Origin of the sequence: Streptosporangium sp. NPDC051023 (assembly GCF_040689595.1) — a bacterium.
Lineage (GTDB): Bacteria > Actinomycetota > Actinomycetes > Streptosporangiales > Streptosporangiaceae > Streptosporangium.
This window is the reverse complement of the sequence record NZ_JBFBCE010000071.1, coordinates 38,627-50,184: the sequence shown is the minus strand read 5'-3', so window position 1 is coordinate 50,184 and position 11,558 is coordinate 38,627. Positions and strand designations below refer to the sequence as shown.

Here is an 11,558-nt window from a genome sequence, read left to right as displayed (position 1 = left end):
TGTCCTTCGTCACCTACAGCGCCGATCCGGCGACGGCCTCGCAGATCATCGTGGGCACCACGCCGGCCGGCCGCGACCGCGACCTGCTTGACCGCCTGGATGAACTCCTGGGCGGGAAGCTCGCCGTCAGGGTCGGGCATCGTCGGCAGGGCGGGGTAGTCCTCCACCCGTCCCACCGGGATGGTGAACACCGCCTTGCCGGCCTGCAGGACGGCCTGGGCGGCATCCACATCGACGCTGACCGGTCCGTGGGGTGCGGTGGCGAGCACGGCCGCCAGCAGGTGGCCGGGGACCAGGAACGTTCCGCTGTCGCCGGTGTCGGCCTCCACCGCGACCGACAGGGACATGTCGTAGTCGAAGGCCTGCAGACGTATCTGACCGGCGGCGACCTCGATCTTGATGTGTGACAGGATCGGCACCGCCGGGCGACGGGGCAGCCCTTTGGCCACCCATGCCGCCGCCTCGGCCAGCACCGTCTGCTCCGCGATGAACTTCACTGCGACTCCTCCCCGGTGGGCTCGCCCGCAGTCTCGTTCTGAGCCGGGGCCTGTCCGGGGGGAGTGTCGTCGGCCGCGACGGCGAACAGGACGCCCTGCGGCCCGACCGGGGTCTCGTCCGCGGGGAGCTTGTCGTAGTCGTAGACGAAACGCATCGGGTCTCCTCCGGTGGTGTCGGTGAGCACGGTGAAAGGAGGCAGTTCCTCCTCCACCTCGGGGGTCAGCAGGGCCTCCGCCCAGCAGACGGGACAGTTCATGTGGCAGCCCTCAGGGGTGCTCAGGTGCAGGGCACGCTCGATGAGGGCGGTCAGCAGGCCGGGATCGATGCTGATCTCGGCGGTGGCCTCGATGGGCTGTGCGGTCATGGGCTTCTCCTTCATGCGGCGTTCGCGGACGCCGGAAGGGCGTAGTGGGCGGCGGCGGTCAGGGCGTCGTTCAGGTGGCGCTCGCACTCCTCCTGCCATAGATCGAGGTCCATGGTCGAGTAGTGGTCGTCGCCGTCGTCGGCGAACAGCTCGCCTCCGGCGTAGGGGTCGGCCACTTGGCGGGCCCAGTGGGTGATCTCCTCCCACAGGTCCAGCAGCGCGGTGTCGACGGCGCTGATCTGGATGACCCCCCACTGGGCAATCCTCCGGGCCCAGGGCAGCTCGACGTCGGTCTGGCCGAGTTCGCGCAGGGCGGCCGACATCTTCTGCTCGGTGACGCCGGGGCGGTGGCCCCAGATGCGACGCAGTTCGGCCAGCAGGTCCTCCAACCGGACCGGTTCGGAGTCGATCAGCGCCTCCAAGACGGCGCGGCGGGAGGTGGTGTCCACGGTCGTTCTCCTGACTGCCGGACGTCCGCTCAACTTCCGACACATCTAATGTACGTCTACTTAGCGAGAGGGGCAAGGGGCTTCCCGGGATTCACCGGCCATGACAAGGCGAAACGCACCACCCCACCGTGGCGGGGGTGGTGCGTTTACGTCGCCGCCTCAGGCCACTGCGAGCTGACCCGACCGGCGGCGGGCCCGATCCAGCACGCTGGCGGCCAGCAACCGGGCCCGGTTCACGTCACCGGCCACCGGCGCGAACGCCGCGGCGTCAGGGTTCATCATCGGCTCGGCCTGCCCGGCCTTGACCCCGAGAACCTCGATCATCAGCGGGTCGGTGCCGCCCTCCGACGCCATGAAGTAGGTGACGACCTCGTTCTCCTGGCCCTCGCGCGCCAGACGGCCCTCACACTGGTTGTGCACGCCCGGCGACCAGTCCAGCTCACCGAACACCCCGACGTTGCACACTTCTTGCAGCCCATCCAGGCCGGCGCCGGACCGCAGCGACATGATGAGCACCCGTGAGCGGCCCGAGATGAACGCCTCGGCACTGCGCCCCTTACCCGCGGTCGTCTCGCTTCCGGTGTAGAGCACCGGGTTGAAGGCCTTCAGCCGCTCCATCCAGATGTCGTAGACCGCGCGGTGCCAGCCCCACAGCACGACCTGCCGCTCCGACTCCAGCAGCAGCCGCACGAACTCGGCCACATACGGCGCCTTGGCGATCCCGGTGGCCTCCCGCATCCGCCAGTCGATCTGACCGGCGGCGTGCCAGCGTTCCTTGGGGTCGCTGTCGGTCGACAGCAGCAGTTCCGCCATGGCCGACACGTCCCCGGCCACCTGGTCGATGATCGCCTGGTCGGTGTCGACCTCCTGGGTGACCCGGACCGGCTCGGAAAGCTCCCGTCCGACCTCGGCGCGGGTGCGGGCCACCAGCAGCCCGGCGTCACGCAGGTAGGTGCCCAGGGCGCGCGGATTGGCGACCTTCACGCGCCGGTCCTGGCCGCGCTCGCCGCCGCCCCACTCGCGCAGGAACTCCTCCCGGCTGCCGAGGACGCCCGGGGCGAGGATGTCGTAGATCTCCCACGCCTCGTCGCCGTAGTTGTAGACCGGCGTGGCCGACAGCCCGACCCGGTATCGGCTGTCATCCCCGAGCAGGGCCGCGGCCCTGCCCTTGGCAGTGTTGGTGCCGTTGCGCAGTTCCTGCACCTCGTCGAAGATCAACGTGTTGATCTTGCCGTGCAGGTGGTGCGCCCACCCGGCCAGCCGCGAATACGGGATGATCCACACGTCGGGCTGCTGGCCTCCGCTGCCGCGCCGGGTGGCCGGATCGTAGGGCTTGGTGCCGGTGACGATGTGGCCGTGCAGCCACGGCAGCGTGTTGCCCAGCTCCTTGAGCCATTGCCGCGGCAGGTGGGTGGGGCAGGCCACGATGGCGGGCAGTGCCGCCGGATCCCGCAGCACCAGCAGCGAGGTGAAGGATTTGCCGAGCCCGAGAGGGTCGCCGATCAGCACGCCGTGCATGGCGTGCACGATGTCGGCGGCCTGCTGCTGGTAGTCGCGCGCAGGGCGGGCCGGAGCCTGCCAGGAGTCCGGCGGCCGGTACCCCTCCAGGATCGCCGCGACCGTCTCCTCGGCCGCCCGGTGCGCCTCGGCCTCGGCCCGTAGCACGGCCGCGGTCTCCGGCGACAACTCCAGTGGGAAGCGTTCGAGCAGCCATTCCAGGTCGCGGGCAACCTCCTGGGTACCGCGCAGGTAGATGTCGCCCTTGCGGCCCTGCTCCACCCGCGGGAACATCCGCTTGATCCGCATCGCCACGTGCGGCTGCGCCCGGATTCCCCACAGCAGCCTGCCCTCATGGTCGGTGCCGTGCACCAGGCGGCCGTAGGTTCTCGGGGTGCTCACAGGGCCATTCCGTTGATCTGCACGATCGTCACCGGTGTGTCGTTGACCACGCCTTCGGTGCCGATGGTGCGCGCGATGATGCGGTGGGTGGCGCGGGTGGTGGCCAGCACCAGGGCGTCGATGTCCGGTGATGCGGCATACCGGGTGATCTGCCGCATCACCTCCGACGGGCGGCCATTCACCTTGATCTCGATCCCCACCCGGCCGGTCATCAGGTCGATTCGGCCGCCGGTGGACAGCGGCACCTCCTGCCGCACCTCGAACCCGCCCGCGACAAGCAGCCCGGCGATCGACTGGTGCAGCTCGTACTCGTCGGCCCAGAAGAAGCGGTTGCCGGCCAGAACGGTGACCACCTGCTCGGCGGTGGCCGCCGCACCCGGCGTCATGCGCTCCCCCAGCAGGTCGGCGAAGATCTCGGCCGCGGCCGTGGCCCGCCCGTCACCGTGTTCGGCACACGCCCAGTTCTGGGTGTAGGCGCACTGCGAATCCGGGCACACCCACCCCTCCTCGGTGGCCACCAGGGCGGGCAGCGGTTCGTCATGATCGGGCGCCTGGCAGCGGTAGAGGACGGCGTACCCCAAGGCCTGGTAGGCGTTCAGGCATCCCACGACGGCCGACGGCCAGGGCGCCGTGATTCTGTCCTGCGTCGAGCCGCTCATGCGAGCCACCCGCGGGTGTAGTGCAGACGCTCGATCAGGTTCTCCTCCACCGCCTCCAGCGGGAAGTAGCACACCTCGGCCAGCCACTTCCAAACCGGGTTGCCGAGTGTCGCCCCGGGGCGGCGCAGGATCAGGGCGACGCTGTAGCGCTGCTCGGGCGGCATGGCCGGATGGTAGGTGATGACGGCGATCCGGCCGGGGATGACGGCGTCGTCGAGGTAGATGTGCAGGCGCGGGTGCGTCTCGTCGCGGATGATCGACGTGGGCGTGCCCATGCCCAGCCTCGACCGGGTGGCCGGGCTGATGGCGTCGTAGGCCGCCTCCAGGGCGGGGTGGTCGATCGGCATGCCGCAGCCAGCTTGATCCACCAGGCGCATCAACGTCTCCCCCAGCGCTCGGGCCGTGACGTCGGCGGCGGACCGCTCAACATGCCACTGGCGTGTGGTGGGGTTGGTCTGGCCGACCTCGACGGCGTAGCGGTTGCTGGCGCCGGTGATGATGATCTGCCGGTTGATCGTGGCCGCGCCCACCCGGAACTGCATCAGGTGGGATGCGGGGTCGAAGTACGGCTCACGGGCGCCGAGGTAGGTTCGGACGCTGCGCGGGATCTGGTCCCAGAGCGTGGTGGAGGTGTCGGTCATGAGCACTCCTGGGGGTCGATGGCTTCCCCATCGATGGTACGGGTACTTAGTAGGCTGGGCAAGCTACCCTGCGACCTCGAACCACACGATCGTGCCCGTCCCCGGCGCGCGGCCGTGCCCCCACCGATCGGCCAGAAGGTTCACTATGGTCAGCCCCCGCCCGTCGAGCCCGTCGCTGTCGCCCGGCCGACGACACACCATGGGGACGCCGTCGCCCCCCGCGTCGTGTACCTCGATCCGGATCCTGGCGCTGTCGACGGGCCGGATCACCACCTCGAACCCGACCCCGGGGGTTCCGGAGGCGGTGTGCCGGACGGCGTTGGTCGCCACCTCCGAGGCCATCAGTACCGCATCGTCGCGTCGGGGGTGCACCTCCAGCGCCTGGGTGACGAGGTCGCGTACCGGGCCGACGGAGGAGGGAAGGCCGTCGAAGCGGGCGATGATGGGGGAGGCGTCCATCGATTCTCCAGATCCAGGCTGGTGTATACGAGATGTGCCAGGCACTCAGGACCCATGTGACTGTGCGCGCAGGGTGGTGTACCTACCGTAGGTCGTGACCTCTGGTCATGCTGGGTTATCCCAGAGATCCGTCAGGCTTTCTATGCCTTCAATCCCGGAGAGGGGCGGCGCCCGAAGGGTGTCGGGCGCCGCCCGCGCCAGCGTTACCTCGCTCCCCATCCGGGCCTGCAGACGGGGCAGTTCGTCTGCGTGGTCGTCCCCGCGTTCCAGACGACTCCGTTGGTGCACGCCCCTATCGGGCACGGCGGCAGGTCGGGCATAGCGCTTTCGGGCTTCATGGCGCCTCCTGGGTGAGTTGAGGCCGGTCCGCTCCAAACCGGCCACCTCCCATGGTTCGCCCCCCACCAACAGCATGGCAACCATTGGACAGATACTTAACAACACATGGCCATTCAAGATTGAACGTACAGCTACTTAGCACTTACCGTTAAGGCAGCCTCCGAGATGCAGGCGACGGTTACATCACATTGCAAGTGGTGCCCCTTCGGGCGCTGTCACCGCCGCCACCCCGATTCGGCAGGCCCTCGATGGACACCACGACGGTGCGTCCGAGATGCAGGTGACGGCTACATCAACAGGTTCGATCCCTGTACCTGCGGGGCTTTTGACGAGGAAGCCCGGGGTGTTAGTGGCAACGAGACCGCCACCGACCCTGATTCGGACGTGCCGCCGTGGCCCCCGGGGGCTTCCGGCCCTAGGAGCCACATGTCCAAGCTGAACCGCCCCACGCCCTCAGGTCCCCTGCGCGTTCTCGCCGGGCCGCCAGCCGCCACCACCTACGAAGGCGCCCCGGCCTTCACCCACGACCCCAAGGCCGCGCTGTTCCTGCTGGGCACCACCGCCTTCTACGGCGAAGGCACCCACTACGAGAGCGGCGACATGCGTGCCGACCGCTTCCGCGCCCTGGTGCGTGAACAGGCCGTCGAGGACCCCGCATGGCTGACCGCCTTCGTCGGCTGGCTGCGCGGCACCGCCAACATCCGCAGCGGCGCCCTGGTCGCCGCCGCCGAGATGGCCCGCGCCCGGCAGCTCCGCCACCTGCGCGGCTACTCCCGGCAAGCGGTACACGCCGCCCTGCAGCGCGCCGACGAGCCCGGCGCGATCCTCAACTACTACCTCACCCGCTACGCCTCCCCCCGCCCCCAACGGCGTGAAAACGGCCTGACCCTGCCCATCGCGCTACGCCGCGGCGTGGTCGACGCCGTCATCGGCCTCTACACCGAGACCGCGACCCTGAAGTGGGACCGAGCCGAGGACGCGGTGCGCTTCGGCGACGTCGTCGACCTCGTCGAGCCCACCCACGCCACCCACGGCAACACCTACCTGCGCGGCACCCCCAAGGGCGACCTGTTCAAGTACCTCATCGACCGCCGGCACGGCCGCGACACCCTAATCCCGGCCACCCTGCCCATCCTGAGCGCCCGCGCCCAGCTCGGCGCTGTTCCCCGCGAGGCCCGGCGCGCACTGCTGCGCAACCTCGGCATGACCAACGCCACCCGCCTCATGCAGCAGACGGGCATGACCCACGAGGCCCTGGCGGGCTGGCTGAAGGAACCGCTGACGGCCGCCGACTGGGAGATGATGCTGCCCACCATGGGGTACATGGCCACCCTGAAGAACCTCGCCAGCCTCGACCGGGCCGGGGTGAGCGACGAGACCGCCGCGAAGGTCGCCGCCCGCCTGTCCGACCCCGCCCAGGTGCGCCGCTCGCGCCAACTGCCCTACCGCTTCTTGTCGGCCTACCTCGCCGTCCCCTCCGACCGATGGCGCGTCCCCCTCGGCGAGGCGTTCCAGACCGCGGTCGGCAACGTCCCCTATCTGTCCGGCCGCTCCCTCGTCCTGGTCGACGTCTCGGCCAGCATGCTGACCAAGATGTCAGCTGACTCCGCCGTCTCCCGCATGATGATCGCCGCCCTGTTCGGCGTCACCCTGGCCTCCCGTGGCGCGAAGGTCGACCTGTGGGGATTCGCCAACACCACCTTCCAGCACCAGGTCCCCCCCGGCACCTCCGTGCTGCGCTCGGCCGAGCAGTTCATCCGCCGCAACGACAACGGCGCCTACGGCCACGGCACGCAGATCGCCGCAGCGATCCACGCCACCTACCGCCAGCACGACCGGGTGATCGTCATCACCGACGAGCAGACCAACGCCGACGACCACTACCAGTACGGCAACGTCACCGACGCCGTGCCCCGCTCGGTGCCCCTGTGGTGCTTCAACGTCACCGGCGAGCAGGGGGCGGTCGTCGATGCTGGCACGACCAACCGCTACACCATGGGCGGGCTGACCGACCACACCTTCACCCTCATCCCCACCCTGGAAGGGGGGCAGCAGGGGCGATGGCCGTTCGAGACGGCGGCCTGAACGGCGGTCCGGAGTCCGGGGCGCGGGTCATGACGTATCACGAGTACTTCACCCTGCAGCACTGGAACGATCTCGAACTGCGGCGCCACACCATCCAGCGTGCGCTCTATGATCTGGAGCGCTGCACCATCGACGCCGGATACCGGATCAAGGGCAGCGTCACCGTAGCGCTGACCGCGATGCGCTGGCGGCGGCACTGGAAGCGACGCAAGGCACCCGGGCCCCTGGTGTGGAGATTCTCCCTGACAACCTGCACGCCGCTGGTCGAGTGCTCCGCCGGCCAGGCACAGATCATACGGATGACGCTCCAGCTCAACGCCGCCCCGAGAACGAAGCGACGTGGCCCGACGGGGACATGAGGACATTCTGACCTCGCTGAAACACCAGGGCCCCGGGATCTCTACATCCCGGGGCCCTGATTGGGTGCCTTGTTGCGTGATCGACTACTACGCGGCCAGTCGCTCCAGGAGCCGGTTGCCTTCGGTCGCGGCCCGGCGGATAGCCTCGGCCGCCTCCTCCTCCGTTGCCCCCTCGGAGAGGGCGGCGGCCAGCGCGGCGGTGGTGAGCGTCTGGACGGCCATGTCCAGGCGGCCCGCCCGGGCGTAGGCACGGGCCTGCACACGCGCCTTCTCGATGAGGGTGGGGGCGTAGGCGTCGTTGAGCCAGAAGACCAAGGCTGGCTTGGTGCGCTCGCTCCACTCGGTGTGCTCGGGGTAGATGAATCCCCGCGCGGCGGCCAGGCGGCACCGCTCCTGGTGCGACATCGCCAGGTAGAACGTCTCGTTGTTGAACACCAGCGCCTTGTGGACGTTGGTCAGCTCCGGCGCCAGGCGCTCGTCGAGGTGCATGCCGCGGGCCTGCTCCAGGCAGTCGCGGGCAGCGATCGACAGGAGACGGACGCCAGGCTCCTTGTCGGCGTCGTCGGCCTCGTAGTCGACGATCCCTTCCAGGGCCAGCACGTATTTACGTGCCTGCTCGATCGCGTCCAAGGCGGTGGCGAAAGTGGGGGTGGGGGTGGTCATGGGCCCTCCTGAGGTAACCGGCCTCGCTCAACCGGACTACACTCTATAGTACGTCTACTTAGCATGCTGGACAAGGGGAAGGGGCGACGTACGGAACCGCCCCTCAAGGCCTCCTCCTCGCAACCGAAGGCGTCCCCAGCCCCAAAGTAGGCCGATCGTTCAAGGAGGTGCGCGAGGCGAGGGGTCACCGGGCCAGCTCGGCGCGGATGCTCTCGAACCACGCCACAGGGTCGGCCGGCGCCGACACCATCCCGCCGAGCACTCGCTGGTATGCCTGCTCCACGGTGTAGTCCATGGCGTCGAGATGGGCGTGGTCCTCCAGGACGACGGCGACGGCCAGCTGTTCGCCTGTCGACCACGCGCCGGACGGGTGGCCCTCGTTGTGCTTCAGTGCCCAGCGGCAGCGGCGCAGAATGTCGTCGGGAGTCAGGGGATCAGTCATCCCCTCTTGGCGGTACAGGTCGTTGAGGGCTTGCGCCCATGGGGTGTCGTTGGGAGCCACGGGATCAGCCCTTCCTTTGAAGTGCCGGGCCCTGCGAAGGCGGGCAGGTGTGGTCGATGGGCTCCTCGTTCCTCGTGATCACCTGTCCGGCGTGACGCGGGTCGGTGTTCACCCGCACGGCAGGGATGCACCCGCACGGATACCGGCTGATGTAGACGCCGTATATTCCCGGCTGAGCAAGCTCCTCGGCGCGGTTCGCAACGAGCTTCCGGGCACGGCGTCGTGCACCGCAGCAGACGTGATACCTAAATCAGTTCTGGCGACGATCGAACGCCGCGGAACGCCCAGAGCCACGATGGCGTCCTTGATCTGCTTTGTTGCGGTCTCCATGGTCATTCCTCATGAGTTCCTTGCGTCCGGCCGCAGCTTCGGGTGCGGGTACTGGGCCTCATCGGCGCCGCGCCGCCGGGTCGCTGGCCGCCACGTGCCGTGCCAGCGCCGCCTCGCTCGTGCGGATATAGGGCTCCAGCGAACGGAACGACGAATGCCCCGACCGCGCCATCAGCATCGGAATCGGGGTCCCCTGGTCGGAGTCGTGCGACAGCGCAGCACGCCGAAAGTCGTGCAGCGTCCATCCGGTCATCGCGTGCAGGACCTCGTGAGCGCGCCGGTAGGACAGGCGGGCCCGGCCGGTGACCGGGCACAGGTCCGCGGTGGCCACCGGCCCCCGCGGCTTACGGTCGGCCAGGAACACCGGCCCCCGCTGGCGCCCCTCCAGCAGGCGCGGCAGCAACCGGGCCGTGCCGGTCTGCCAGAACACCCGGTCGATCGTGCCGCCCTTGCGCCGCACCCGGGCCCGCTTGTTGGGCAGGTCCAGGTCCTCGACATTCAGCGTCAGGATCTCCTCACACCGGGCCGCCGTTTCATAGAGCATCCGCCATAGCGTCTTCTCCCGGAGCGGCACGTCCTGGCGCTCCCACAGCGCCTCGACCTCCTCCGTGCCGTGCACCCGCGTCCGGTCCCGCGGGATGGACGGCCGCGTCAGCCCCTGGGTGGGATCGGTGACCATCCACCCCTGCAGGCGCCACCAGCCGAACGCCGACTGCAACGCGGCGAGCTTGCCCGCCCGCGTCCGCGGCTTGGCGCCGGCGAACGCCTCCCGGAACCAGGCACGGAACCGCTCCCCCGCCGCCGGATCGTCCAGGACGCCCAAGGTAGCCTGGGCGCCGAACCGCTCGATCATCTGGTTCAGCGCGATGCGGTAGACGCGCCGGGTGCCGTCGGAGCCGATCTTCTCGTAGTTGTGCAAGAACGCCCGGGCGGCATCGTCCAGGGTGGGGGCGACGATGAGCGCGCGAACTTCACCCATGCCGACCTCCGCGCAAGGGGATGACGGCGCCGCTGCCGGCCGGGCTGGGCAGTCTGTCTCCGTGGAGCATCACCGCGGTCGTCATTGCCAAGCCGACCACGGTCCGGACGAACTGCCCACCTGGGAACTGGGCCCCGACATAGTCCTTGTCCTTCGAGATGCACCCGGCATCCGGGCCGGGCCAAAACCGGCGGGAGATCCGGCGCGGCAGGTCCCGCCGACGCTCGGCCATCCAGAACCGGCGGTCGATGTCGGCCGCCATGACGTCGCACGTCTCGATCGCATCGGCGCGCTCGCGGAACCGCCGCTCGACGCGGTCCCGCCGCATCCGCACCGCGTCGAACTCGGTCGCCGTGCGCGGGTCGTGGAGCACCTTGTGCGACTCGGACACCAGCATGAAGGCGTACAGCGTCGGCTGCTGCCCCGCCTCGATCATGTCGCGCTGCGGTTCCGTCTCCTGCCCCGCTAACCTCATCAACTTCTCGGGGATCGCATCAGGGAGAACGCTGAGGGGGATGATGTGTTTCTCCCCCGCCCACATGCGCTGTCCGTCCCAGTGCACCGCGACGAGCCCGTGCGGCAGATCCCACACCGGCTCCCCCTCGTGCTCGCGGGACCTGATCAACCGCGTCATCTCCCGCTCGATGTGCCCCGGCGGGGCGTTCCGCCGCGGGGCATCCTCCAGCCGCCTCATCCAGCCCCCTCTCATTCACCGATCTTCTCGCGGTGGCTGCGCCTATATATAGGTGCAGCCACACGTGGCGGGACCTACACTCAGCGGTTCACGGGCGGAATGGCGTGATAGTCCAGGGCGGCCCCGGCACGCGCCAGGTTGGCGGTGGCCTCCTCCAACAGCTGGGCTGCCTTCGCTACGACCGCCGCCGGAGCGAGGTGGTTATTGCTCGGCGGGGATGTTGGCAGGGCTCGGCCGGTGGTCTGCTTGGTCAGCGTGGTCAGCGACGAGCCCGCCAGGTGTAGCGCCCAGACGATGCGGGCCGTGTCGATCGGCTCGGGCGGCGGAGCGTCCTCCTGAACGTCCCAGGACGTGATCTCGTCCTGGGACAGGCCGGACCGGTTGGCCAGCGTGCGCGCCGGGATGTCGGCCAGCACGCCGGCGGCCACCGCGTCCCGCAGCTCCTGGTCGGAGGCGTTCAGCAGTTCGCGCAGCGGCTCCAGCGCCAGGGCCACCTGGCGGGCCTCGCCGATACGGCCAAGGATCGTGGTCTCGTTGGTGGGGGTCGTCATGGGTTCTCCGATCGGTCGGGGGGCGGTGCGCCAGAGGCGACGTTACGTGGGTTCAGGTCTGGATGACGGGCTTGTTGATGTCCCGGT

Annotated in this window: 14 protein-coding genes; 2 read left to right on the top strand and 12 right to left on the bottom strand. The window is 69.3% G+C overall.

Annotated features, from left to right (window positions below):
* The 7 genes from AB0395_RS35195 to AB0395_RS35165 form a co-directional block, all read right to left on the bottom strand.
* Positions 1–497 (bottom strand): DNA polymerase III subunit beta (locus AB0395_RS35195; protein ID WP_366288423.1); only part of this gene is annotated, 497 nt, incomplete at its 3' end.
* Complete coding sequence (locus AB0395_RS35190; protein WP_366288421.1) at positions 494–862, bottom strand: hypothetical protein; 369 nt, start codon at positions 860–862, stop codon at positions 494–496. The genes AB0395_RS35190 and AB0395_RS35195, both read right to left, overlap by 4 nt.
* Before the next feature lie 11 nt (positions 863–873).
* A complete protein-coding gene (locus AB0395_RS35185) occupies positions 874–1,311 on the bottom strand; it encodes a hypothetical protein (RefSeq protein ID WP_366288419.1) in 438 nt (145 codons plus the stop codon).
* A 159-nt stretch (positions 1,312–1,470) separates the two neighbouring features.
* Complete coding sequence (locus AB0395_RS35180; protein ID WP_366288417.1) at positions 1,471–3,210, bottom strand: DEAD/DEAH box helicase; 1,740 nt, start codon at positions 3,208–3,210, stop codon at positions 1,471–1,473.
* On the bottom strand, positions 3,207–3,869 hold the full coding sequence (locus tag AB0395_RS35175; protein ID WP_366288415.1) for a hypothetical protein: 663 nt from the start codon (positions 3,867–3,869) through the stop codon (positions 3,207–3,209). Before AB0395_RS35175 ends, AB0395_RS35180 begins: the two co-directional genes overlap by 4 nt.
* Positions 3,866–4,510, bottom strand: coding sequence for a hypothetical protein (locus tag AB0395_RS35170; protein WP_366288413.1), 645 nt, complete (start codon positions 4,508–4,510; stop codon positions 3,866–3,868). The genes AB0395_RS35175 and AB0395_RS35170 overlap by 4 nt, the downstream gene beginning before the upstream one ends.
* Before the next feature lie 63 nt (positions 4,511–4,573).
* Entirely contained in the window at positions 4,574–4,969 is a 396-nt protein-coding gene (locus tag AB0395_RS35165; RefSeq protein WP_366288411.1) for an ATP-binding protein, read from the bottom strand.
* 765 nt (positions 4,970–5,734) lie between these two features.
* Between AB0395_RS35165 and AB0395_RS35160 the strand changes: the two genes are divergently transcribed.
* A complete protein-coding gene (locus tag AB0395_RS35160) occupies positions 5,735–7,393 on the top strand; it encodes a TROVE domain-containing protein (protein WP_366288410.1) in 1,659 nt (552 codons plus the stop codon).
* Positions 7,369–7,752 (top strand): hypothetical protein, encoded by a 384-nt coding sequence (locus AB0395_RS35155; RefSeq protein ID WP_366288408.1) that lies wholly within the window; start codon positions 7,369–7,371, stop codon positions 7,750–7,752. Before AB0395_RS35160 ends, AB0395_RS35155 begins: the two co-directional genes overlap by 25 nt.
* Before the next feature lie 87 nt (positions 7,753–7,839).
* Here the strand turns inward: AB0395_RS35155 and AB0395_RS35150 are convergent, their stop codons facing one another.
* The 5 genes from AB0395_RS35150 to AB0395_RS35130 form a co-directional block, all read right to left on the bottom strand.
* Positions 7,840–8,415 (bottom strand): hypothetical protein, encoded by a 576-nt coding sequence (locus tag AB0395_RS35150; RefSeq protein WP_366288406.1) that lies wholly within the window; start codon positions 8,413–8,415, stop codon positions 7,840–7,842.
* Between the two features lie 184 nt (positions 8,416–8,599).
* Positions 8,600–8,917: a hypothetical protein gene (locus AB0395_RS35145; protein WP_366288404.1), complete on the bottom strand. Its 318-nt coding sequence runs from the start codon at positions 8,915–8,917 to the stop codon at positions 8,600–8,602.
* A gap of 388 nt (positions 8,918–9,305) precedes the next feature.
* Entirely contained in the window at positions 9,306–10,226 is a 921-nt protein-coding gene (locus AB0395_RS35140) for a site-specific integrase (RefSeq protein ID WP_366288402.1), read from the bottom strand.
* Entirely contained in the window at positions 10,219–10,920 is a 702-nt protein-coding gene (locus AB0395_RS35135; protein ID WP_366288400.1) for a hypothetical protein, read from the bottom strand. The genes AB0395_RS35140 and AB0395_RS35135 overlap by 8 nt, the downstream gene beginning before the upstream one ends.
* Before the next feature lie 80 nt (positions 10,921–11,000).
* Positions 11,001–11,471, bottom strand: coding sequence for a hypothetical protein (locus AB0395_RS35130; protein ID WP_366288398.1), 471 nt, complete (start codon positions 11,469–11,471; stop codon positions 11,001–11,003).
* Positions 11,472–11,558 lie beyond the last annotated feature (87 nt).